We start from the raw sequence: 22,704 nt of genomic DNA, 5'->3' as shown, positions 1-22,704 counted from the left end.
CTTTGCTTATGGCCTCGACTGGATCGTCTCAACCCAATAGCGGTACCTTCAGCCGTCGTCAGTTGCTCAAAGCAGGAGCTGCTGCCCTTGGGGGAAGTCTGCTGGCGGCAGCGGCTGCCCGATCCTCCCCCACTCTCATCGTGGCTCAGAGATCCAAACTTGACCGGGTTTCCTATGCTACCAACTGGTATGCCCAGGCGGAGCATGGCGGCTTTTACCAGGCGGTGGCCACAGGCATCTATCGCGAATATGGGCTAGACGTCACCATCAAGATGGGCGGCCCTGGCGTCAACATTACCCAGATTTTGGCCGGCAGAGCTGCCGACTTTGCCATGGGGGGAAGCGCGGGAGTCATCAACGCCGTGCGGGAAGGGATCCCGCTCATCTGCGTGGCGGCTATTTTCCAAAAAGACCCCCAGGTTCTCCTCGCCCATCCCGGCACCCAGCGCTTGGAGGATCTCAAGGGCCGACCCATCTTCGTGGCCAAAGGGGCTTTTACTACCTACTGGCCCTTTCTGCGGGCCAAGTACGGCTTCACCGACGACCAGACCCGCCCCTACAACTTCAACCCCGGTCCCTTCTTGGCGGATCCCACCTCAGCGCAGCAGGGGTATCTCACCTCTGAGCCTTTTGCCATTGAAAAACAAGGAGGCTTTAAGCCGGTAATTTTTCTCCTAGCCGACTACGGCTACAACCCCTATGCCACAACCATCGAGACGCGGCGCCAACTGGTGGAAACCAAGCCAGACCTGGTGCAGCGATTTGTGGATGCCTCCATCAAGGGCTGGTACAGCTTTCTAGAGGATCCCCGCCCCGCCTATCGCCTCATCAAGCAGGATAACCCGGAGATGAGCGATGAGCAGTTGGCCTATAGCTTTGAGAAGTTGAAGGAGTACGGCATCATTTTATCTGGCGACGCCCTAGAAAAGGGCATTGGCGCCATGACCCACGAACGTTGGCAAAGCTTCTTTGAGAACATGACAGTGGCGGGTGTCTTTGAGCCAACCATCAACTACCGAGCTGCCTACACCCTGGACTTTGTCAACAAAGGGCCTGATTATTACAAGAGCTAGGCCTACGCCCTACAAAGCCTGACGACCCCCTTAGGGGCAGACAGCCCTCCATCAGAATCCGCGCGCCCCTCTCTGGCCGGGGGGCAGGGATCCGAAATTCGTGCTGGATTCAGCTTGTCCAGGAACTTGGCCCACTAAGGGTTCTCGCCAGGTTGTCCCTCAAGGCTGCCTTTGTCACCTGTGCCGCTGGGGTCTTCCCTTGGCGGGGGTTCGCTCACCCCCGTCAGCCAACCGGCACCTACCAGAAAGCTACCCCTTGGGTAAAGGGGCAAGGGAGCTTTGGGTTGGGGTGCACGGATATTGCCTAGCCGTTGGAGGGAGGGCCTAGGATCCCTTGGCAAGCTCCCAAGAAGAGAAGGTAAGGCTGGCAGGGGGAGGGCTACCCCTTGGGGCAAGGGGACAGCCTCCTGAGGCTACGCTCCCTGCCGCGGCAGGAGGGCGGGTAGTTTACAATGGAAGACTGCCTGGCTGAGGCCAGGTTTGTCTCTTGTCGTTCCGTCTGTTGAGTGGTGAAAAGGAGAAGCAAGCCTTGCCAAAATTTGCCCTAAAAGCCCTGTGGCTGCAAAACGATTTGGCTATTGCAGTGGATCAAATAGTGGCCAAAAACCGCAGTCCCCTCACCCGCTACTTTTTTTGGCCGCGGGATGATGCTTGGGAACAGCTTAAGACTGAACTGGAAAGCAAAAGCTGGATTAGTGAGGAAGATCGCATCAACCTGCTCAACCAAGCCACCGAACTGATCAACTACTGGCAAAACGGTGGACGGGAGCGTCCCATTAGCGAAGCCCAAGCCCGGTTTCCTGACATCCTCATCAGCGACAGTTCGTAACAGCCCCCCTGTTTGTTCCCTTGCAGCAGGCCAAAGGCAGGCTTCTCCAGCCGAAAGTTACCTCCGAATCCAGGCCATCTTGCTGAGGCTGCCGCCTTTGGGCTAGATTAGCACTCGAGGTTTCAGAGTGCTAGCCCTTGACCTAGCCAAGGGAGGGGATCACTGGGAACCTCCCAGGATCCCGCTCGGCCCAGTGGCACTCAGAACAAGTGGCCTAGTTGCTAGTTGAGATAGCGAGGATCGGGGACGCTATGGCCAAGCAGATTTTGTTTAAGGAAGAGGCCCGCAAGGCACTGGAGGAGGGCATTAATCAAGTAGCAGACGCAGTCAAGGTTACGATTGGCCCTAAGGGGCGCAATGTGGTTCTAGAGAAGAAATTTGGTGCGCCTCAGATTGTCAACGATGGGGTAACAATTGCTAAAGAAATTGAGTTGGCCAATCCCTTGAAAAATGCCGGTGCCCAGTTGATGCGGGAAGTAGCCACCAAGACCAATGACGCGGCCGGAGATGGCACCAGTACAGCCACCATCTTGGCCCAGAGCATGGTGCAGGAAGGGCTAAAGCACGTTGCAGCAGGGGCTAACCCTGTAGCCCTGCGGCGCGGGATTGAAAAGACCACCGCCTACCTAGTGGAGAAGATTGCTGCCTCTGCCAAACGGGTGGAGGAGCGCAAGACCATTGCCGAGGTAGCCACTATCTCTGCTGGCAACGACAGCGAGATAGGCGAGATGATTGCCAAGGCTATGGATGCAGTGGGGCGAGAAGGGGTGATCACGGTCGAAGAATCCAAGTCGATGGAAACTCAGCTAGAAGTGGTGGAAGGAATGCAGTTCGACCGTGGCTACATTTCTCCCTACTTCGTCACCGATACAGAGCGGATGGTAGCCGAATACGAAAACGCCTATCTGCTCATTACCAGCAACAAACTCTCCAATGTGCAGGAGCTGGTGCCCCTGCTGGAGCGGCTGGCCCGGGAAGGGCGACCTTTGCTGGTAATTGCCGAAGATGTAGAGGGAGATGCCTTGGCGACCCTGGTAGTCAACAAGCTGCGCGGGGTGTTGAATGCAGTGGCCGTGAAGGCCCCCTCCTTTGGGGATCGCCGTAAGGCCATGCTGGAGGACATTGCCATCCTCACTGGAGGCCGGCTCATCTCGGAGGAAATTGGCATCAAGATGGAGAATGTCACCCTGGACATGCTGGGGGTGGCCCGCAAGATTACAGTTACCCGCGACAAGACCACCATTGTTACCGATGGCAGTACCAAGGCGGCAGTGGAGAAGCGGGTAGCGCAACTCCGTAGGCAGCTGGAGACTACTGACTCGGAGTATGACCGTGAGAAGCTGCAGGAGCGGATTGCCAAGCTGGTTGGCGGGGTGGCGGTGATCAAGGTGGGGGCTGCCACGGAGACAGAGCTCAAGGACCGCAAGCTGCGGATTGAAGATGCCCTCAACGCCACACGAGCAGCCGTAGAGGAAGGGATTGTCCCAGGTGGGGGGGCGACGCTGCTCCACCTTTCCAAGGGGATCCCAGAGTTTAAAGCCAAGTTGAACGCCGAAGAGCAGGTGGGAGCAGACATTGTCTACCAGGCCGTGCGGGCGCCCCTCTATCAAATTGTCCACAACGCTGGGCTGGAGGGATCAATAGTGGTGGAAAGGGTTCTGGAGCAGGAGATGCCCTACGGCTTCGACGCCCTGACGGGTGAGTATGTGGACATGTTTGCCCGCGGGATTGTCGATCCGGCCAAGGTGGTGCGCTTTGCCTTGCAAAATGCGGCTTCCATCGCGGCCATGTACCTTACTACTGAGGCCGTGGTCGTCGAAAAGCCGGAACCTAAGCCAGCCAAAGCTCGCTCGAGCAAGCCTGGAATGATGTAAATCCCCTTGTCCAACTGGAGGCCCCTGCCCCTATTCAGGGGCTTTTTCTTGAGCGGAGCTCTCGGGCCGCAGCAGGGGAAAGGCGATGACATCGCGGATGCTGGGAGCATCGCACAGTAGCATCACCAGGCGGTCAATGCCTAGACCCAGACCGCCGGTGGGAGGAAGGCCATATTCCAAGGCGGTGAGGAAGTCTTCGTCGAGAAAGTGGGCTTCTTCGTTGCCGGCTGCCTTCAGGGCTGCTTGGGCCTCCAGCCGCCGCCGCTGATCCACCGGATCGGTGAGTTCCGAGTAGGCGTTAGCTGTCTCCCGCCCGACAATGAACAGCTCAAAGCGCTCGGCCAACCCTGCCTTGCTGCGGTGAGGCTTGGTGAGCGGACACACCTCAAGGGGATAGTCCAGAACAAAGGTGGGTTGGCGCAGGCGGCTTTCACAACAGTGCTCAAAGGCCTTGACCAGCAACTGGCCAGGAGAGTCCTGGGGGGAGAGGTTGGGGATCCCTTGGGCGGCCAAGGCAGGCAAGAGCTCTTCGGTGCTTCCCTTTTCCACATCGATGAAAATACCAGTGGCCTCTTCCACCAACTCCTGCATCGTCACCCGTCGCCAGGGAGGAGTGAGGTCGATGGCTTCCCCTTGGTAGGTAAGCTGCAGGGATCCCCGTACCGCCAGGGCGGCGTTGCAGACCAAGGTTTCGGTAAGTTCCATCATCGTGTGGTAGTCAGCGAAGGCTTGGTAGGCCTCCAGCGAGGTAAACTCCGGGTTGTGGCGGGTGGAGATACCCTCATTGCGAAAGACCCGCCCAATTTCGTAAACCCGCTCGATCCCGCCTACCACCAACCGCTTTAGGTGTAACTCGGTAGCAATGCGGAGGTAGAGATCCAGATCTAGAGCGTTGTGGTGGGTAACAAAGGGCCGCGCCTCTGCCCCCCCAGGGATGACCTGCAGCACCGGCGTCTCAATTTCCACAAAACCTTGCTCTTCCAGCGTCTGCCGCAGGGAGCGGATGATCTTGGCCCGGTCGAGCAAGGTCTGCTTAACCTCAGGGTTAACAATGAGGTCGACGTAGCGCTGGCGGTAGCGTTTCTCCACATCCCGCAGGCCATGCCATTTGTCAGGCAGAGGCAAGAGGGCCTTAGTCAGGATCTGGTATTCGTCCACCCGCACCGATAGCTCCCCTTTTTTGGTGCGCTTGAGGCAGCCCTTAGCCCCCAACCAATCGCCCACGTCGATGAGCTTGTCTAGGTTCTTGAAGGCCCTCTCCCCCATGCGCTCTGTTAGCCGTTGCTCCTCCAGGTAAAGCTGGATGGTGCCGGAGCGATCCTGCAGGGTAAAGAAGGCCAGTTTGCCCATAACTCGCCGCGCCCGGATTCGCCCAGCCACTGCCACCTGGACGTCCTCCCGCTCTCCGCCAGGCTCCAGGTCCGCAAATTGCGCCTGCAACTCAGCAGCTAGGTGGGTAACAGGAAAAGAATAGGCATAGGGCAGGATCCCTTGTTCCTGCAGGTGGCGGGCTTTTTCCAGGCGGGCAGCCCGTTGAGCGGCTTCACTGCTGGTGGGAAGGGTGGACATAGCAGGAGAAAAGCTTATCTAACCAGAGTACTAAGATGAGGATCCCAGCCTTGTCCCCGCACGTTTTTAGGAACCTAGGGGCCTGGGCTTGAGTGCCTCCTTGGGAGGTTTATCCTTGGGCAAGGCTAGCCAAAAGGGACTGCAGCTGCTGGAGGTGAGCCCAGGCCCTGGAGCTCCCTTCTTGGCCGTGGCCAAGCTCCGCCTCCAATTGCTCCAGATGGCCTGCCAACTCCGCCCAGCGCTCTTGCTCGGCAGCAAGCGTAGCTTGCAGCTGGTTGAGGCGCCCCCAGGTTTCGGCCAGGGCCTGGGTCCGGGCTCGCAAGGCTTCCTCCTCTTGCTCTAGCTGTTGCCACTGCTGCTCCAGCTCCTGCTGTTGGCGGGCCAGTTGCTCCTGCTGAGCTGAGAGGGAAGTTTCCAGTTGGCGGACAAGCGTTTGCAGGCGGTTTTTTTCCTGGAGCAGCTCCTGCTTTTGCTTAGCAATCTCCGCTAGGAGGGGGCCAATATCCACTCGAACTGGAGTGGCAGCCTGATTCTGTAGCTGTCTGAGGCGAGCCTCATAGCGGGCTAGCTCCTCGTATTCCCGCTGCAGGTTTTTTTCCTGGGGCAGCAGAGCTTCTTCCAGGGCGCTACAGGCAGACTGGGCGTAGTCGATATCCATTTCCAGCTCCAACCGCTCTTCAGGAGAGGCGGTAGCCAGCCGCGCTTGCAGCTCCTGCAAAGTTTTCCGGTGCTGCTCCAGCTCGGCCCGCTGTTGGCTGACCTGGGCTGCTCGCTGCTCGTAGTCCTGGCGCATTTGGCTAACCAAAGCTGCCAGCTCCTCCACCGAGATCGCCGCCTCCCCACCGCCGTTGCTGCTGCCGTCGACAATGAAGTCGTACTCCTGAAGCAAACGATAGGCTTTTTGCTGGAGGCTCTCCTGGGAGTGCAACTGCTGGAGGATCCGCTGCAGCTGCTCTTGATAAAGCTGCAGGGATCGCTGCTGGGCCTGCCAGCTGGCCTGGCTTTGCTCTAGGGAATGGCGGGATCCCCACCAGGCAGCGCGACGCTCCCGCCAGGCTCGGTAGTCCCGATCCAGCTCCTCCTGGCAAAGTTGGGCTTGTTGTCGTTCCTGCTCCAGTTGGGCCAGCTGGCGATGGCAGTGCTCCTGCTGTTGTTGGAGTTGACCTTTTAAACTTTGCAGAGGGGCCAGGGACGCCGTAGAGCAACTTAGATGCTCCTGAACTTCTTGCAGCAAAGCCTGGAGCTGGGCTGCTTCGGCTTCCCCCAGGCGGCGGGAGCGAGCTTCCTGGAGCTGGGCTTCCAGCTCCTGCCGCTGCCGGTTGAGAGCTTCTCGCTGCTCTCCAATCCAGCGCTGTTGCTCAGCCAGATAGGCTTGCTGACTGGCCAGCTCTTCTTTGAGACTGTCCAGGAGTTTGCGCTCCTCCGCAACAGCCTTGTATTGCTCGTACAGCCGCTGCACCTCTTCTTCTTGGGCAGCCAACTCCATCTCGCGGCGGGTGAGCTCTTGAGCTTGAAAGGTGAGGGACTTGCGCCAATTCTCGATCTCTTCCTCTTGGCGGCGAACTCTCAGCTGAAGTTGGCTAAAACTTTGCAGGTAGGTTACTAGCTGGCGGGCAGCTTCACTAATGCGAGTCACCTGACGGTTGCCGGCAACCTCCGCCAGCACCAGCACTCCGTCCTTGAAGCGCCCGGTTTCTTGAGCAATCCGGCCCTCCAGAGGGATGGGGTCCTCGTTGACCGCCACCCAGGTGTTGTCCTGCTGTTGCTTAGCTAGCAGTTGTAAAGACGACTTGCCAAACCCAATGGACTTGGATAGCTCTGCTAGGTACAGCACGCCTGAACCCCCTTAGCCATAAACAGTTTGGGGCGGCCGCTAATGGTAGGTCAACCCATCTCGGTTGCTGCCTGATCCCAACTCAACGATAGGGTAAAAAAAACGCCCTCGCCAGATGCTGCCTAGAGAAGTCTAGAGGAGCTATTCAAACTGACCGCCGAGCCCTAGACTAGGGTGAGGTGGGAGGTTCTCTTCAGGGGCAATATGGAGCTGCAAAGTGAGCTACTTGCTATTCGTCGGCGTTCCCCTGCTCCAGAAGTGGTGGTGGCCTCGCAAGTCTATCGGACAACAGCGCCGGAGGCTCAGCCGCGCCACATTTTGGAGGCAATCGTCTGGCACAAAGAACGGGAGGTGGAGCGCCAACGGGAGCAGCTTCCCCTCAAGGAGTTGCAACGGCAACTGGATCAGGCCCCACCGGTGCGGGATTTTGTAGCTGCCCTTACCCAATCCCCTCACCCCGTCTCTGTCATTGCTGAGGTGAAAAGGGCATCTCCTAGCCGCGGCCTCCTCCGGGATCCCTTTGATCCGGTGGCCATTGCCCGCAGCTACGAAGCGGGGGGGGCCAGTTGCCTATCCGTGCTCACCGATGAGCGGTTTTTTCAGGGCAGCGGCGAGCACCTGCACCAGATCCGCAAGACAACAGGGATCCCCATCCTTTGCAAGGAGTTTATCCTCTACCCTTACCAAATTCTCTGGGCCCGCAGCCTAGGAGCGGACGCGGTGCTGCTGATTGCCGCCATTCTCTCGGATGCGGACTTGGGCTATTTTCTCAAGCTCATTCAGCAATTGGGTATGGCGGCCTTGCTGGAGGTGCACACCGCTCGGGAACTGGAGCGGGTTTTGGCCTTGCCACAACTGCCACAAGCTAAGGGGAAGGTGTTAATTGGAATCAACAATCGCGACTTGAGAACCTTTGCAGTGGACTTAAATACAACACGCAACCTCCTAGCCCTCTACCGGGAGCGCCTGGGCGATCTGCCTGTGGTCAGCGAGTCCGGCATCCACACCTCTAGGGATCTGCAGCAATTGCAAGCCTGGGGGGTGCGCGCCGTGCTGGTGGGGGAAGCGCTGGTCACGCAGCCGGATCCCGGTCAAGCTTTGCGCTCCCTGTTGTCGTCTTCGTAAACTCTTAGGAAACTCTTAGGAAACCCCTAAGGATGGGTCCCCTCTTAAATTGCTGAAATTGATGAAACGGATTCCGGTGCCAGCCCACATCCACTACGAATTTCTGCTGCGAGTTCTGGAGCGGCAGACGTTTCCGGCAGTCGAGGAACAGGATTTTGGCAACCGCGGCCGCGCGCAAGAGCTAATCACCTCTTTGCGCAAGGCCCTCACCCAACAGTTGCAACTGGAAGAAGAGTGGCGCCAGCGAGGCTACCAGGTGGACTACCGCTGGAACCTAGACGAGCCTCCTCCCTCTCCCTAATCTTCCGCTTGCCGGAAGATGGGGCTTTGGCTACGCTAGACAAGATGGGTCCAGGAGGACCTCCCGCGATGGTGGTTGTTTTGACGGTACCGGGGCTGGCCTGCTCAGCTTGCGTGGATACTGTTACCCAGGCGGTGCGGCAACGGGACCCCCAGGCGCAGGTGGAAGCGGATCCCAAGACCAAGCAGGTGCGGATTATTTCTGAGCAGATAGACACTGACTGGCGGCAGGTGCTTGCTCAAGTGGGCTATCCACCTGCCTAGGCAGGAACTCCAGTGGGAGCTTTCCCCTGGCTGGAGGGAGGTTCTTTCCCTCGCCTTTTTAACTTTGACTCTAAAAGTGGCCGTGTCAGATCCCACTTCCTCCGCCTCGAGCCCTGGTCTGCCCGCTTGTCCAGAGGTTACCGCAGTTCCTGGGGGCGCGCCATCGGCACAGGCCACCTGGCGCCTGGCCATCCACGGGATGAGCTGTGCCTCCTGTGCTGCCGGTATTGAACGGGCCCTGAGCCAGGTACCCGGTGTAACAGCGCAAACGGTAAGCTTTGCTAGCGAACAGGCTATCGTCCAAGGGGATCCTCGGCGGGTCACTCCTCAGGCCCTGCTCCAAGCAGTGGAGCTGGCAGGGTACCGAGCCCACCTCCTCCAGGACGATTGGCCACTGGCAGAGCCCGCCGATGCCGAGCGAATTGCCCAGCGGGCGGCAGAGCGGGAATTGAAGCAGAAGGTGGCCCTAGGGGTAGGGATCAGCACAGTGCTGCTGATTGGCTCACTGCCAATGATGCTGGGGAGGGAAATTCCAGGCCTACCCTCGTGGCTGCAGGATCCCAAGTTGCAGTTGCTGCTGACGCTGCCGGTGCAGTTCTGGGTGGGCCAGCCGTTTTACCGCGGCGCCTGGGCGGCTTGGCGGCGGCGAACGGCCGATATGAACACCCTAGTGGCCTTGGGAACAAGCGCTGCTTTCTTCTATTCCCTTTTTGCCACCGTCTTTCCCGACTTCTTCCACCGCCAGGGCCTGCACCCCGATGTGTATTACGAGGTAGCAGCGGTGGTCGTCACCCTAGTACTGGCGGGCAAGTGGATGGAGCAGCAGGCCAAAGCCCAAACCTCCGAGGCCATCCGCAAGCTAATGGGGCTGCAGCCGAAAACGGCAAGGGTCATCCGCGAGGGGGTGGAGCAGGAGATCCCAATTGCAGCAGTGCAGGTGGGGGATTGGATCCGAGTGCGCCCCGGTGAGCAGGTGCCGGTGGATGGGGTCATTCTAGAGGGATCCTCCAGTCTGGACGAGTCGATGGTGACCGGCGAGAGCCTGCCGGTAAGCAAATCGGTAGGGGATGAGGTCATTGGGGCCACCCTCAACCAGACAGGCAGCTTTGTGATGGAAGCGCGGCGGGTGGGCAAAGATACGCTTCTGGCCCAGATTGTGCGCCTAGTGCAGGAAGCTCAAGGATCCAAGGCTCCCATTCAGCAGGTGGCAGATCGGGTTACCTCGTGGTTTGTGCCGGCGGTGATTGGAGTGGCAGCAGTGACGTTTGGGCTCTGGTGGGGGCTGGCGGGCAACCCGACGCTCGCTTTGGTGAATACCGTCGGGGTGCTGGTCATGGCCTGCCCCTGTGCCCTGGGCTTGGCCACCCCTACCTCGATCCAGGTGGCAACAGGGCGAGGAGCAGAGCTGGGGATCCTGGTGAAGCGGGCCGAGAGCTTAGAGCTACTGGCCCATCAGCTGGCCACGGTGGTCTTCGACAAAACCGGCACTCTCACCGCCGGCTGTCCCGCTGTTACGGATATCTGGACTCCCACCTCTTCTCCTCTGGCGCTGTTGCGTCTAGCGGCTGCGGCGGAACAGTACTCCGAGCATCCTCTAGGCCGGGCAGTGGTGCAAAAAGCCAAAGCCGAAGGGATCGCGCTCCCGCCGGCCCAGTCCTTCCAGGTCAGGGTAGGCGAGGGGGTAGAGGCCTGGGTGGAGGGCCAGCAGGTGCGTGTTGGTCGCCTGAGCTGGCTACAGCAGATGGGGATCCCCTGCCCTCCTGCTAGCGGGGAACAGGCCCAGGCTTGGGAGAGCGAGGGCAAAACGGCCATTGGCGTGGCCCAAGGGGGGAGTCTTCTGGGACTGCTGGCCATTGCCGATCCGCTAAAGCCCACCTCCGCGGCAGCGGTGCAACAGCTGCAACAAATGGGGCTGGAGGTGGTTATGCTAACTGGCGACAACTCCACCACTGCCCAAGCCATTGCCCGCCAAGTCGGAATCCAGCGGGTAATCGCCCAGGTCCGTCCTGAGCAAAAGGCAGCCTTGATTCGCCAGCTAAGGCGGCCTCAGCGGCGGGTGGCGATGGTGGGGGATGGCATTAACGATGCGCCGGCCTTGGCTGAGGCCGATGTGGGGATCGCCATTGGAACAGGCACGGACGTGGCCATGGCCACCAGTGACATTACCCTGGTATCTGGCGATTTGCGGGGTGTGGTTGCTGCCATCCAACTTAGCCGGGCCACCCTCGCCAACATTCGCCAAAACCTCTTCTTTGCCTTTATCTACAACATCCTGGGGATCCCTATTGCCGCTGGAGCGCTCTATCCCTTCACTGGCTGGCTGCTCAATCCCATGCTGGCAGGGGCAGCCATGGCCCTTAGTTCCGTCTCGGTGGTGGCCAATGCCCTGCGCCTAAGGCATTTTCGGCCCTCACCCCCAGCCTCTCTTCCTCTGGGACAGGGGAGTTAGGGATCAAGGCAAGGGGCTGGAGTTATCTTCTCGGAGGCGGCCATCCCCCCAGGGGGGCTTGGTGAACGCCAGGCAGCAAGCTAACCTAAAAAGCCCAGGCAGATTGGGGACAGCGCGGTGCTACTCCGGAGCCCCCACCTGCCAGTGTTCTGTACCCCTTGCGATTGATAAAACGGAGCTTTTTGTGTCGAGTACCCTTAGGTTTTCCCCCTCCCTTGCCGTTGGGCAGTCTTCTCCTGCCCCTTTGCCCTTGCTGCTCATTGGCCATGGCTCCCGGGATCCGGAGGGGCGGCAAGCCTTTCTGGAGCTGGCCCAGGCTTACCAAGCCCGCACCCCCCAACGGCCAGTGATCCCCTGCTTTCTGGAGCTGACCCAGCCAACCATTGCCCAAGGGGTGGAGCAGTGTTTGGCCCAAGGGTGGCAGGAAATCGTAGCCCTACCGCTGCTGCTGTTTGGGGCGCGCCACGACAAGTTTGACGTGACCACCGAGCTGGATCGCCTCCAGGCTCTTTACCCCCAGTTGCGCATTCACTACGGCGGGCCGCTGGGGATCCGCGTCGAAATCCTCCAGTTGCTGCGAGAGCGATTGGCCGCTTTGCTGGCCGCCCAGCCCCGGCGGATCCCAGCAATTGAGACGGTGCTGCTGTTCGTTGGCCGCGGCTCCAGCGATCCCGAAGCCAACGCTGAAGCGTGTAAGCTGGCTCGGCTCCTTTGGGAAGGGTCCGGGTTTGCTGCTGTGGAGACCTGCTTTATCGGCATTACCCATCCCCGCCTGCCGGTGGGGTTGCAGCGAGCCCTCTCCTGGCAGCCGCGCCGGGTCATTGTGTTGCCTTATTTCCTCTTTACGGGGGTACTGGTAAAAAAAATTGAGGCGGCTGTGCAAGAGCAGCGGCGCTGCCACCCCGAGATTGACTGGCTGATGCTGCCGGAATTGGGCCTTGAGGAGGCAGTGCTGCACAGCCTGCAGCAACTGGAGCAGGAAGCTCTCCAGGGCCAAACCCAGGTGAACTGCCACCTCTGCAAGTTTCGCCTGGCGGTGAGTGCAAAGCTGGGAGTGGGGCATACCCACCACCATCCCCATGACCACCACTCTTATGGGCAGGGATCCCATCACCACCCCCCTCACCTAGAGCACAGCCATACCCACGCAGGGGCTGCGGATCCCTGGGCCACCTTGGAGGACTACCACCAACGAGCTTGGCAGGTGCCCTAGGAGGGGGGCAGGATAAACTGGGGGTGGCAGGCCTCTTCTCGATCCCCTGTGGAGGGTAACAAAATGCCAAGGCTCTCCCGCTCCTCTTGGATCTCAGGTGCCGCTGCTGCGGGGAGCGGGCTCTGCGTCGCGGCGGGGGTGGCCGCTCTTCTGGATCGCATCCTGCCCACCCTGCCCAAAGTTTCCCTGGCCGGGATCCCTGGCCTGGCGGCCGGGCTAGCAGCCGCCTACGGGGTTTGGTGGGTGGCCCGGCTAGCGTTGCAGTCGGCTTCTTGGGGCAGCTTTCGAGAAGCGCTGCTGGAGGCTCTCTCTCCCTTCGACCCTGCCGATCACGGCGGCCAGCCACGGCAGCAACCCCAGCCTAGCCCAGAGCAAGCGCTGATTCAGCTGCAGTCCCAGGTCGCTGCCCTGAGGGCGGAATTGGAGCGCCAAGGGCTCCAACTGCAGCAGTCGGAAGCCGAGCGGCTTCAACTCCAGCAGCAGCAACAAAAGCTCGAGGGTCTCCTGCAGCGCACAGAATGGGAAAACCAAAAGCTGCGCTCCCAGCAAGAGGAGTGGGCCCGGCAACTGGAGCAATGCCAGCAGGAGGTGCAAACGTTGCGGGAGTCCTGCCATGCTCTAGCAACTCTCTGCGAGATTAGCTTTACCCTCATCCCCAAACCCTCGGCGGGAGTAGCTGCGGCTAGCCACCTTTGCCCACCCGCTGCAGCACAAACACACTCCCCTCGTTGCCCCGACCTATCCGTAAGTCTTCATCCAAATAGGTAATATCCAGCCAGCCTGTGGGCTCGCGGCGAAGGAGGTCGACCTTCAGCGCTGGGATCCGCTCTGGAGCCCATTCAAGCAAATAGAGGAAACTCTCAATCTCGTAGCTCATCAACGCCTGGGATCCCAGCAGCAGTCGCTTGAAAACCACCCGAATCCGACGTTGCGATTCGGGGTAGAAACGGGCTGCCACCGCCAAAACCCCCCGCGGCAGCCAGGCCTCTAGCCAGCCGGATCCCTGGATTTCGGCTACGTTAAAAACTTGACCCTTTTGGGCCCGAATGCACTGATAGATCGCGCCGGTGGTTAAAAGGGGCAACTGGGCCAGCCGCAACAAAGCGGCGCTGGTGGTGAATAGGTTGAGCCAATTCCCCTCCAGCCGCTCAGGAGCTGCCAGGGGCTCAGGGGTGGGGTTGAGGGCCTCCAGCGCGGCAATCTGAGACAGGATTTGACTTTTTTGGTCGGGCGATAGCTTGCCGCCCCGGTCCGTTGTCTGCAAGAGGCGCAACAGCACCGCTTTTTGCTCAGCTAAAGCTCTAGGCATGGGCCTACCCAGGAGCACGACCCTATTCTAGGAGCTAACGACCGCTGAGCGGGGCAGCCAGGATCCCACCCCTCAGCCGCCCGCCTCTTCTGCCCACTGCAGGTCTGCCACCTGCTCGTAGCCCAGCCCGGCTCGCACCAGGAGCGGCTTCGGCCCTGTGAGATCGATTACGGTTGAGACCTGGGCACGATAGGGGGCCTCGTCGTCCACTATTAGATCCACTTGCTTCTCCAGCTGGCGCATTTCCTCAGCGGTAAAGATTCCCCCCTCCTCCCCCACCGTCGCCGGATCAAAGCCCACTTCCAGGGAGCCCACAGGATCCCCGCCCAGCTTGGCCGAGGTAGAGACGATGGGGTTGCCCAACTCGGCCAACAGCGCCTGGCAGATGGCCGAATCCGGCACGCGGATGCCGGTGGTTTTCCGCTTGGGATCCATCACCAACCTGGGCACCAGCTTGGTGGCTGGCAGCAGAAACGTAAACGGGCCAGGGACTAGCCGCCGCATTAGCCGATAAGCGGGATCACTCACCTGGGCATACTGGGCAATCTGGGAAAGCGAGGGGCACAGAAAAGTAAGAGGTTTGTCGTTGGACAGCCGCTTGATGCGCCGCACCCGCTCCACGGCCTGCTTGTGGGTAACATCGCAGCCAATGGCATAGACCGTATCGGTGGGGTAAAGCATCACCGCCCCCTCGCGGAGAGCAGCTGCAATGCGCTGGATGAAACGGGGCTGGGGGTGCTGGGGATGGATCCTAAAGTACTCGGCCATGAGGGAGAGAAAACCTCAAGCTTTAGGAGGACTTTCCGCCACTTCCACCATAGGACGAGGGGTGGGCGGCACCGACAGGGATCCCTGCGGCCAGTCCTTGAGCTGCTGCATCAGGGCCTGGATGTGCAAACGCGGCAGGTAGGGCCAGTCACCTGCCTCCTCTAGCTCCTGCAGCACTCGATAGAGCTCGTGCCGAGTGTTGGGCAAAGCTTCTTGGAAGGCTCCCTCCAAAATAGTGCGGTGCAGGTCCTCCAACAGGCGCAGCAGCATTAACAGCTCTAGACAGACTCCTGCCCTCGCCTGCGCTGCCTGCTCAACGGCCCGCTTAATCTGGCGCAAGTCGGGTGGCAGATTCTCCTCGGAGATATACATCTGGGCTATGGGAAAGCAGGGGCACTCCTATTCTAGGCTTCTCCTGAGCTGCAGCTGGCTGGATCTTGCTTCTCCCTCCTCCAGGAGAGGGCTCTGGATCCCGGCCCAGCCCCTGCCACACCCGCTGCAGGAGAGAATCCAGACCCTGCCTGGCCACTGCTGAGATGGCCAATACCGGAGCGCCGACAGCAGCCGCAAGCCGCTGGGTGCGCTCGACAACCTCCCGCGGCTCGAGGGCGTCGATTTTGTTTAAAACCACCATCTGTGGCTTGTCGATTAGCCCGTGGCCATAGGCACGCAACTCCTGCTGCACAATTTGGTAATCCCTGACCGGATCGGCGGCCGTGCCGTCCACCAGATGAATCAGCAGCCGCGTGCGCTCCACATGGCGCAAAAAGTCATGCCCCAGCCCTACCCCTCGGTGGGCTCCCTCAATGAGCCCGGGAATATCGGCAAACACCACTCCATCCCCCGAGGGATGGGGCACCACTCCCAAATTGGGCTGCAGCGTGGTGAAGGGGTAATCGGCAATCTTAGGGCGGGCGGAGGAGACCACGGAAATTAAGGTTGACTTGCCGGCGTTCGGCAAGCCGACGATCCCCACTTCAGCAATGAGCTTCAGCTCTAGGCGCAGCCGCACTCGCTCTCCCGGCTGACCCCTGGTAAAGCGGCGGGGGGCGCGATCGTGGTTACTCAAGAAGTGGGCATTGCCCAAACCCCCTTTGCCGCCGCGGGCCACCAGCAGTTGATCCCCCGGCTGCACCAGATCCCCGAGGAGCTCGCCCGTTTCCGCGTTGAACACCATCGTGCCACAGGGCACCCGCACCAGCCGATCTGCACCACTGGCCCCCGTGCGCTGGTTGGGTCCTCCTTTTGACCCGTCTTCAGCTTTGATTACCGGCTGGAAGCGAAAGTCTAGCAAGGTCTGCAGGCCGGGATCGGCTACCAGAATTACCGAGCCGCCCCGCCCCCCATTGCCACCCGAGGGTCCGCCGGCAGGGACGTACTTCTCGCGGCGGAAGGCAACGATGCCATCCCCGCCATTTCCCCCCTGCACCTCAATTTCCACTTGGTCAATGAAATGCAACTGCCTCTCTCCCAAACCTCTTTGGGCCACCTCCTTCTAGCTTGGCAAGCTTGCAAGGAAACTTGCCACAAAAGCTTCTTTTTTGAGCTAGGATAGTGTTTCCAGCGCCCACCCTAGGTGGGGTGGGAAGGTGGAGGCGCGCTGGTGCCTTCACCCAGGCTAAGCTCAGCTCTCTTTGAACTTGTGCAACTACCTTTGCTACCAGGCCCCTATGACTCGAGTTACCGCTGCTGCCGATGTTGGTTTTACCACCGAGGACTTTGCTGCTCTCCTGGATAAGTACGACTATCACTTTAGCCCCGGCGAAATTGTAACCGGCACAGTCTTTTCGGTGGAACCGGGCGGCGCGTTAATCGACATTGGGGCCAAAACGGCTGCCTTTCTGCCTCTGCAGGAGATGTCTATTAGCCGGGTGGAGGATCCGCACGAGGTCCTGCAGCCGGGGGAAACGCGTGAGTTTTTCATCCTCACCGAAGAGAACGAGGAGGGGCAGCTGACCCTTTCTATCCGCCGCATTGAGTACATGCGGGCCTGGGAACGGGTGCGCCAGCTTCAAAAGGAGGATGCCACGGTGCGGGCCACCATTTTTGCCACCAACCGTGGGGGCGCCCTGGTGCGCATTGAGGGACTGCGCGGGTTTATCCCCGGCTCCCACATCAGCACCCGCAAGCCCAAGGAAGAGCTGGTGGGCGAGGAACTGCCCCTGAAGTTTCTCGAGGTGGACGAAGACCGCAACCGCTTGGTGTTAAGCCATCGCCGGGCCCTGGTGGAGCGGAAGATGAACAAGCTGGAGGTGGGCGAGGTAGTAGTCGGCACAGTGCGTGGCATCAAGCCCTACGGGGCCTTCATCGATATTGGCGGCGTCTCCGGCTTGCTGCACATCTCCGAAATCTCCCACGAGCATGTCGATACCCCCCACAGCGTCTTCAACGTCAACGATGAAGTGAAGGTAATGATCATTGACCTAGACGCAGAACGGGGTCGAATTTCGCTATCGACTAAGCAACTGGAGCCCAATCCCGGCGATATGCTGCGGGATCCCAAGCTGGTCTACGAGAAAGCGGAGGAGATGGCAGCCAAGTACCGCGAGCAACTGCGGGCTGCCAAGCAAGAACAGGCGGGACAGGCGGAGGAAGCACAGCTGGAGGTGGCAGAAGAAGAGCTGGAATATGCGGCAACAGCAGTGGAGTAGAGCAGGCAGGCTGGGGGGTGTCGACCTGGCCCTAGGGGCATCTGCTGGGAAGCCTAGCGCAGCAAGCCTAGGGCAGCAGCGGTGGCAGGGTGTTTGTCCATGGGCGTCTGCGGCTACCTCTACACGCCTGCCTATGCTCCTTGGCCGGAGGAGGAGCTGGCTTGGCTAAAAGCCCACGGGGCGAATCCCCTCTGGCACGACTGGGGATCCCGTGCCTACCTGGAGGAACTGCTGCAGGAGGTTGCCAGGGGCTCGGTGCAGCAGGTGCTGCTGGTGCGCCTAGCAGATCTAGGAGACCAGGTGGAGGAGGTGTACGGGCGGCTGCTGCAAATCCAACAGGCTGGGATCCGCCTTAGCCTAGTTAGTGCTGACGGCCTGCAAACCCCTAGCACTCCCAGCGACTGGATCCCGCTGCTGGCCGAGATTCCCCATCACTTGCAAAGTCGCCGTCTCCGTCAACGCCAAGCCCAAAGCCGTCTGGCGGGCAAGCCTCCCCCTGGGCCACCTCCCTTTGGCTACCGCCGCGAAGGGGGACGCTATGTCCCGGATTGCCGCCAGGCCCCTATTGTTCAGGATTTTTTCCAGCACTTTCTCCGCTACGGATCCCTGCGCCAGGCGGTGCGCTTCATTGCTGAGAAACACCACAAGCACATCTCCGTAGCCACTGGGCGCAACTGGCTGCTCAACCCGGTCTACCGAGGGGATCTGGCTTACGCCGATGGCACCGTTCTGCGCGATACTCATCCAGCTCTCCTCAGCCGCACCGAAGCCGCCCAGATCGATCGCTGGCTAAAGCGCAACCAAGGGATCCCGCGCCGCAGCGCCAGTGCCTCCCGCGCCTTGGCCGGCCTCGTCCACTGCCGGACCTGTGGCGGCCTTTTGCGCATTGTGCAAACCACCCCCGGCAAGGGCAAGCAGAACGGCTCTTCTTACCTCTACTTGCGCTGCCAAGCCTGTCGCTATAGCCTCCGCTATGCTGAAGTCTTGCAGGAGGTGATCCGCCAGGTCTGCGAACAGCTTCCCCACCGTGCCCAAAACCTGGATTGGCAGGCCCTAGACCGAACCCGCCAACAGCTCCAAGCCCAGATCCAGGCCAACAGCGAGCGGCTGCGGCAACTGGAGGCGCTGCAGCAATCTGGACTGATGGATGAGCCCTCGCTGGCCCAGCGCTGCTACCAGCTGCGAGCTGAGACCGCCCGCTTGGCCCAAAAGCTGGAACAGCTCCCCCCTGCTAAGCTTACCCAGACCATCCAAACCCTCTCCATCCCACCCTTCTGGCAGGATCTCAGCGAGAGCGAGCGCCGCACCTACCTGCGGGAATTCCTACGCGGGGTTGAGGTGGATTCTACAGGGGCGGTGCGGCTTCTCTTTGCCTTTGATCCCTAGAGATTGCAGGGCTTTGCCCACCTGGCCCCGCTTTGCAGGAGCGGAAGCCGAGCTTGTATCTAAAAATGAAGGGACTGACCCGGAAAAGCGTCGCAAACCTTATCAATTCTTTGTCCAGCTCCCTTTCCACTCCAAGATGGATCCTGCAGGGATCCGGAGGATCCCACTTTAGGAAGGAGTTGGATAGGGAGGGACCAATGCAACCCACTGTCGTCATTACTGGTGCTTCCTCGGGCGTTGGCCTGTATGCGTCCTTGGCTTTGGCCAAGCGGGGCTGGCACGTAGTCATGGCCTGTCGGGATCTGGACAAGGGCCGGCGGATGGCCGAGGAGGTGGGGATCCCAGAGGGGAGCTATAGCCTAATGCCAATTGATCTGGCTAGCCTGGCCAGCGTGCGGCAATTTGTCGAGCAGTTCCGCCAGTCGGGCCGCTCTCTGGATGCCCTGGTGTGCAACGCCGCCATCTACATGCCCCTGCTCAAGCAGCCCCTGCGCAGCCCCGAGGGCTACGAGCTAACGATGGCCACCAACCACCTGGGACACTTCCTCCTCTGCCGCCTAATGCTGGAGGATCTCCAGCGCTCCCCTTACCCGGACCGGCGTCTGGTCATCTTAGGGACGGTTACCCACAACCCCAAGGAGCTGGGAGGCAAGATCCCTCCCCAACCCCACCTGGGAGATCTGCGGGGCTTTGCCCAGGGCTTTAAGGAACCCATCAGCATGGCCGATGGCGGCAAGTTCGATCCCGTCAAAGCCTACAAAGACAGCAAAGTTTGCAACATCATCACCATGCGGGAACTGCACCGCCGCTTCCACGAAAGCACCGGCATCACCTTTCTCTCCCTCTATCCTGGCTGTGTGGCAGAAACCGGCCTCTTCCGCCACCACTATCCCTTGTTCCAAAAGCTTTTCCCCTGGTTTCAAAAAAACATCACTGGCGGCTATGTCTCCCAGGAGCTGGCCGGCGAACGGGTAGCGCAGGTGGTGGCCGATCCCGAATTTCGCCATTCGGGATTCTACTGGAGCTGGGGCAACCGGCAACGGAAAAATGCCAAACCCTTTAACCAAGAGGTTTCCGACGAAGCAAAGGATGAAGCCAAAGCCAAGTTGCTCTGGGAGCTGAGCGAGAAATTGGTGGGCCTGCCCCAGTTGGCAGCCCTCTAGCGCTGGCAATCCTTCCGCTTGGTTGCATGGCCTGTCCCCCCAATTCTGTCGGAGTGGCGGGGGCCAGGAGCCTCGACTCCGTCGGATCCAGCCCAAGCAGGGGTGGGAAGGGACTGCGCTCCAGAGAAGGCTTCCCCCCTAGCAGGTGCTGCGCTGGTGAGAGAACTAAAGGGCCCGCAGCACCTCCCGTGCGGCCTCCAGGGTTCTCTCTACATCCGCCTCCGTGTGGGCTAGGGAAGTAAAGCCGGCCTCAAATTGTGAGGGCGCCAGATACACCCCCCGCTCCAGCATGCCGCGATGGAAACGGGCAAACTTTTGCAAGTCCGACTGCTTGGCCTCCTCGTAGTTGCGCACTGGGCCGGCAGTAAAAAAGAAGCCAAACATGCCGGGCAAATAGCCTCCGCACATTTCGTGCCCAGTTTCTCGCGCAATCTCCAGCAGCCCCGTCAGCAGCTTCGCAGTAATGCGCTCCAGATACTCATAGGTGCCCGGGCGACGCAAAATCTCCAGCGTTTGGATCCCCGCCGTCATAGCCAGAGGGTTGCCGGACAGCGTACCCGCCTGGTACATCGGCCCTGCCGGTGCTACCATCTCCATAATTTCCCGCCGGCCGCCGTAGGCGCCTACCGGCAGGCCACCGCCAATGATCTTACCCAGGGTAGTCAAATCAGGGATGACACCAAACTTGGCCTGGGCGCCGCCGTAGCTGATGCGAAAGCCGGTCATCACCTCGTCAAACACCAGCAGGGCGCCATACCTTTGGGTTAGTTCGCGCAGGCCCTCCAAAAACCCTGGCTGCGGCGGGATAAAGCCGGCATTGCCCACCACTGGCTCGAGGATTACCCCGGCAATCGAATCTGGATACTGCTCAAACAGAGCCTTAACTGCCTCTAGATCATTGTAGGGAGCAGTCAGCGTAGCGCTGGTGGCGGCCTTGGGCACCCCCGGCGAATCCGGCAGACCCAGGGTGGCTACCCCTGAGCCGGCCTTGACCAAGAACATATCTGCATGACCGTGGTAGCAGCCCTCAAACTTGATCACCTTTTCCCGGCCCGTGTAGGCCCGCATTAGGCGCAGCGCCGCCATACAGGCTTCGGTGCCGGAGTTAACAAAGCGCACCATCTCCACACTGGGCACCGCTTCGATCACGCGCTCTGCCAGCTCGTTTTCCAAAACAGAGGGAGCGCCAAAGCTAGTGCCTTTCTCCAGTGCCCGCCGCAATGCCTCAATAACTTCGGGATGGGCATGTCCAACGATGGCCGGCCCCCAACTGCCGATGTAGTCAATGTACTGGTTGCCGTCCACATCCCAGGCGTAGGCTCCTGAGACGCGGTCAAACACGACGGGATCCCCGCCGACAGACTTGAAGGCACGCACTGGAGAATTAACCCCTCCTGGCATCAGCTGCTGGGCACGGGCAAAGATCTCCTTGGAGCGGGTGGTATTGAACGAGGTGGAGCGGAGCGTGCTGGTCATAACAAGGCATTCGACGTATCTCTGAGAATAATAAAACTAGCAGGCAGAGGAGGACCCTCCTTCCCCAGGGGGATCCACCCAGCGACCATCGGCTTTGATGAGCTCAATCAGAGCCTGGACGCCTTCTGACTCAGGCACCCTTTTCACTTCTTCTTTGCCACGGTAGAGGGAAATCACCCCCGGCGTCCTGCCCACATAGCCGTAGTCAGCGTCGGCCATTTCCCCAGGGCCGTTGACAATGCAGCCCATGACGGCAATGTCGAGGCCTACCAGATGCTGAGTTGCCGCCCGCACCTTCTGCAGCACCTCCTCCAGGTTGAAAAGGGTACGCCCACAGGAGGGACAGGCCACGTACTCCACCATGGTTTTGCGCAGGTTGAGGGCCTGCAAAATACCGTAGGCCACTGGGATCTCTTTTTCCGGCGCTTCTGTGAGGGAGACGCGAATGGTGTCGCCAATCCCTTCCGCCAAGAGCGTCCCGATCCCCACTGCTGACTTGATGCGGCCATACTCTCCATCTCCAGCCTCGGTCACCCCTAGGTGGAAGGGGTAGTTCAGGCCCAAGGCGTCGAAACGGCGGGCCGCCAACCGGTAAGCAGCCAACATAACCTGCGGACGGGAAGCCTTGAAGGAGAGAACCACGTTGTGGAAGTCCTGCTCGGCACAGATCTCAGCGTACTCCAGGGCTGACTCCACCATTCCCTCGGGGGTGTCGCCATAGAGAAAGAGCATCCGCTCCGCCAGGGAGCCGTGGTTGACGCCAATGCGCAGGGCCTTGTTCTGGGCCTTGAGGGTCTGTACAAGGGGGACAAAAGCTTCACGGATCTTGCTACGGATGGCTTCTAGTTCAGCCTTTGTGTACTCTGTGCGCCCTGGCTGGGGCTTCTCAACAACGAACAACCCAGGATTGATGCGCACCTTGTCAACGTATTTGGCCACCTCCAGGGCAACCTTGAGGCCGTTGTGGTGAACGTCAGCCACTAGCGGCACCGGCTTGTAGGTTTGGAGCAACTTCTCCCGGACTGCCTCCATCGCCTTGGCATGGGCCAAGCTGGGAACAGCAACCCGCACAATTTCCGAGCCCGCTTCGTGCAGACGGCGAATGGCAGCCACCGCCGCGTCAATATTAAGCACGTCTTCGGTGATCATGGACTGCACCACCACTGGGTGCTGGCTGCCAATTAAGACGTTGCCCACCGCCACTGTGCGGGTGGGGCGACGGGGGTAGACCGGTTCTGGGTAGGGCTGCTGTGCGTTGGGCCGCTCCACAGTTTGCATAGCTTGCTCAGAAGGGCTGCTCTAGCCTCATTGTAGGCGGAAATGCCCGCCTATTGAGGGGCCCTGCCTACCCTTGCCTCGAGGTGCTTTCCAGACAGGCCACTAGTTGCCCCCCTGGCTCCCTTCCGGAGGGCGGGGAAAAT

At 60.2% G+C, this 22,704-nt stretch carries 20 protein-coding genes; 12 read left to right on the top strand and 8 right to left on the bottom strand.

What is annotated here, in order from left to right; translation table 11 throughout:
- Positions 1-8: 8 nt before the first annotated feature.
- From NW822_RS08500 to groL, 3 genes are all read left to right on the top strand, one after another.
- Positions 9-1,073: an ABC transporter substrate-binding protein gene (locus NW822_RS08500; RefSeq protein WP_414404153.1), complete on the top strand. Its 1,065-nt coding sequence runs from the start codon at positions 9-11 to the stop codon at positions 1,071-1,073.
- A 499-nt stretch (positions 1,074-1,572) separates the two neighbouring features.
- Positions 1,573-1,902 (top strand): 30S ribosomal protein PSRP-3, encoded by a 330-nt coding sequence (locus NW822_RS08495; protein WP_414362302.1) that lies wholly within the window; start codon positions 1,573-1,575, stop codon positions 1,900-1,902.
- 251 nt (positions 1,903-2,153) lie between these two features.
- Positions 2,154-3,776, top strand: coding sequence for a chaperonin GroEL (groL, locus tag NW822_RS08490; protein WP_414404152.1), 1,623 nt, complete (start codon positions 2,154-2,156; stop codon positions 3,774-3,776).
- Between the two features lie 30 nt (positions 3,777-3,806).
- On the opposite strand, the gene lysS is transcribed toward groL, so the two are convergent.
- Positions 3,807-5,345, bottom strand: a complete 1,539-nt coding sequence (lysS, locus tag NW822_RS08485; RefSeq protein ID WP_414404151.1) for a lysine--tRNA ligase — start codon at positions 5,343-5,345, stop codon at positions 3,807-3,809.
- Between the two features lie 109 nt (positions 5,346-5,454).
- Positions 5,455-7,179, bottom strand: coding sequence for a pilus motility taxis protein HmpF (gene hmpF / locus NW822_RS08480; protein WP_414404150.1), 1,725 nt, complete (start codon positions 7,177-7,179; stop codon positions 5,455-5,457).
- Between the two features lie 204 nt (positions 7,180-7,383).
- Between hmpF and trpC the strand changes: the two genes are divergently transcribed.
- From trpC to NW822_RS08450, 6 genes are all read left to right on the top strand, one after another.
- Positions 7,384-8,304: an indole-3-glycerol phosphate synthase TrpC gene (gene trpC / locus NW822_RS08475; protein ID WP_414362225.1), complete on the top strand. Its 921-nt coding sequence runs from the start codon at positions 7,384-7,386 to the stop codon at positions 8,302-8,304.
- Between the two features lie 61 nt (positions 8,305-8,365).
- Positions 8,366-8,605 (top strand): DUF5340 domain-containing protein, encoded by a 240-nt coding sequence (locus NW822_RS08470; RefSeq protein ID WP_414362223.1) that lies wholly within the window; start codon positions 8,366-8,368, stop codon positions 8,603-8,605.
- Positions 8,606-8,673: 68 nt separating this feature from the next.
- A complete protein-coding gene (locus tag NW822_RS08465) occupies positions 8,674-8,868 on the top strand; it encodes a heavy-metal-associated domain-containing protein (protein WP_414362221.1) in 195 nt (64 codons plus the stop codon).
- Positions 8,869-9,052: 184 nt separating this feature from the next.
- On the top strand, positions 9,053-11,317 hold the full coding sequence (locus NW822_RS08460; RefSeq protein WP_414404184.1) for a heavy metal translocating P-type ATPase: 2,265 nt from the start codon (positions 9,053-9,055) through the stop codon (positions 11,315-11,317).
- Between the two features lie 184 nt (positions 11,318-11,501).
- Positions 11,502-12,530: a sirohydrochlorin chelatase gene (locus tag NW822_RS08455; RefSeq protein WP_414404149.1), complete on the top strand. Its 1,029-nt coding sequence runs from the start codon at positions 11,502-11,504 to the stop codon at positions 12,528-12,530.
- Positions 12,531-12,593: 63 nt separating this feature from the next.
- Positions 12,594-13,298: a hypothetical protein gene (locus tag NW822_RS08450; RefSeq protein WP_414404148.1), complete on the top strand. Its 705-nt coding sequence runs from the start codon at positions 12,594-12,596 to the stop codon at positions 13,296-13,298.
- Here the strand turns inward: NW822_RS08450 and NW822_RS08445 are convergent.
- From NW822_RS08445 to obgE, 4 genes are all read right to left on the bottom strand, one after another.
- Positions 13,213-13,839: a PAP/fibrillin family protein gene (locus NW822_RS08445; protein ID WP_414404147.1), complete on the bottom strand. Its 627-nt coding sequence runs from the start codon at positions 13,837-13,839 to the stop codon at positions 13,213-13,215. The genes NW822_RS08450 and NW822_RS08445 overlap by 86 nt on opposite strands.
- Positions 13,840-13,911: 72 nt before the next feature.
- Positions 13,912-14,607, bottom strand: coding sequence for an L-threonylcarbamoyladenylate synthase (locus NW822_RS08440; RefSeq protein WP_414404146.1), 696 nt, complete (start codon positions 14,605-14,607; stop codon positions 13,912-13,914).
- A gap of 15 nt (positions 14,608-14,622) precedes the next feature.
- Positions 14,623-14,946: a hypothetical protein gene (locus tag NW822_RS08435; RefSeq protein ID WP_414404145.1), complete on the bottom strand. Its 324-nt coding sequence runs from the start codon at positions 14,944-14,946 to the stop codon at positions 14,623-14,625.
- Positions 14,933-16,066: a GTPase ObgE gene (gene obgE, locus NW822_RS08430; protein WP_414404183.1), complete on the bottom strand. Its 1,134-nt coding sequence runs from the start codon at positions 16,064-16,066 to the stop codon at positions 14,933-14,935. The genes NW822_RS08435 and obgE overlap by 14 nt, the downstream gene beginning before the upstream one ends.
- Before the next feature lie 211 nt (positions 16,067-16,277).
- Here obgE and NW822_RS08425 point away from each other — a divergent pair, with 211 nt between their 5' ends.
- The 3 genes from NW822_RS08425 (at position 16,278) to NW822_RS08415 (ending at position 19,807) form a co-directional block, all read left to right on the top strand.
- On the top strand, positions 16,278-17,258 hold the full coding sequence (locus NW822_RS08425; RefSeq protein ID WP_414362210.1) for a 30S ribosomal protein S1: 981 nt from the start codon (positions 16,278-16,280) through the stop codon (positions 17,256-17,258).
- A 99-nt stretch (positions 17,259-17,357) separates the two neighbouring features.
- Positions 17,358-18,644: a recombinase family protein gene (locus tag NW822_RS08420; protein WP_414404182.1), complete on the top strand. Its 1,287-nt coding sequence runs from the start codon at positions 17,358-17,360 to the stop codon at positions 18,642-18,644.
- A gap of 197 nt (positions 18,645-18,841) precedes the next feature.
- On the top strand, positions 18,842-19,807 hold the full coding sequence (locus NW822_RS08415; protein WP_414362209.1) for a protochlorophyllide reductase: 966 nt from the start codon (positions 18,842-18,844) through the stop codon (positions 19,805-19,807).
- Between the two features lie 165 nt (positions 19,808-19,972).
- On the opposite strand, the gene hemL is transcribed toward NW822_RS08415, so the two are convergent.
- Complete coding sequence (gene hemL, locus NW822_RS08410; RefSeq protein ID WP_414362207.1) at positions 19,973-21,283, bottom strand: glutamate-1-semialdehyde 2,1-aminomutase; 1,311 nt, start codon at positions 21,281-21,283, stop codon at positions 19,973-19,975.
- Positions 21,284-21,319: 36 nt separating this feature from the next.
- Positions 21,320-22,561 carry a (E)-4-hydroxy-3-methylbut-2-enyl-diphosphate synthase gene (gene ispG / locus NW822_RS08405; RefSeq protein ID WP_414362205.1) on the bottom strand — a complete coding sequence of 414 codons (1,242 nt, stop codon included), beginning with the start codon at positions 22,559-22,561 and terminating at the stop codon, positions 21,320-21,322.
- Positions 22,562-22,704 lie beyond the last annotated feature (143 nt).

This window comes from Synechococcus sp. H70.2 (genome assembly GCF_047462275.1).
Classification (GTDB): Bacteria; Cyanobacteriota; Cyanobacteriia; order Thermostichales; family Thermostichaceae; genus Thermostichus.
Note: the sequence above shows the minus strand (reverse complement) of the source record. Positions and strands in the feature narration are given on the sequence as shown.

Excerpts from the sequence above, each read along its gene's own strand:
- NW822_RS08440 (WP_414404146.1), bottom strand. The coding sequence starts at position 14,607 with ATGGCCGAGTACTTTAGGATCCATCCCCAGCACCCCCAGCCCCGTTTC.
- NW822_RS08425 (WP_414362210.1), top strand. The coding sequence starts at position 16,278 with ATGACTCGAGTTACCGCTGCTGCCGATGTTGGTTTTACCACCGAGGAC.
- lysS (WP_414404151.1), bottom strand. The coding sequence starts at position 5,345 with ATGTCCACCCTTCCCACCAGCAGTGAAGCCGCTCAACGGGCTGCCCGC.
- NW822_RS08415 (WP_414362209.1), top strand. The coding sequence starts at position 18,842 with ATGCAACCCACTGTCGTCATTACTGGTGCTTCCTCGGGCGTTGGCCTG.
- NW822_RS08470 (WP_414362223.1), top strand. The coding sequence starts at position 8,366 with ATGAAACGGATTCCGGTGCCAGCCCACATCCACTACGAATTTCTGCTG.
- NW822_RS08420 (WP_414404182.1), top strand. The coding sequence starts at position 17,358 with ATGGGCGTCTGCGGCTACCTCTACACGCCTGCCTATGCTCCTTGGCCG.
- NW822_RS08500 (WP_414404153.1), top strand. The coding sequence starts at position 9 with ATGGCCTCGACTGGATCGTCTCAACCCAATAGCGGTACCTTCAGCCGT.
- ispG (WP_414362205.1), bottom strand. The coding sequence starts at position 22,561 with ATGCAAACTGTGGAGCGGCCCAACGCACAGCAGCCCTACCCAGAACCG.
- groL (WP_414404152.1), top strand. The coding sequence starts at position 2,154 with ATGGCCAAGCAGATTTTGTTTAAGGAAGAGGCCCGCAAGGCACTGGAG.
- trpC (WP_414362225.1), top strand. The coding sequence starts at position 7,384 with ATGGAGCTGCAAAGTGAGCTACTTGCTATTCGTCGGCGTTCCCCTGCT.
- hemL (WP_414362207.1), bottom strand. The coding sequence starts at position 21,283 with ATGACCAGCACGCTCCGCTCCACCTCGTTCAATACCACCCGCTCCAAG.
- NW822_RS08450 (WP_414404148.1), top strand. The coding sequence starts at position 12,594 with ATGCCAAGGCTCTCCCGCTCCTCTTGGATCTCAGGTGCCGCTGCTGCG.
- NW822_RS08465 (WP_414362221.1), top strand. The coding sequence starts at position 8,674 with ATGGTGGTTGTTTTGACGGTACCGGGGCTGGCCTGCTCAGCTTGCGTG.
- NW822_RS08445 (WP_414404147.1), bottom strand. The coding sequence starts at position 13,839 with ATGCCTAGAGCTTTAGCTGAGCAAAAAGCGGTGCTGTTGCGCCTCTTG.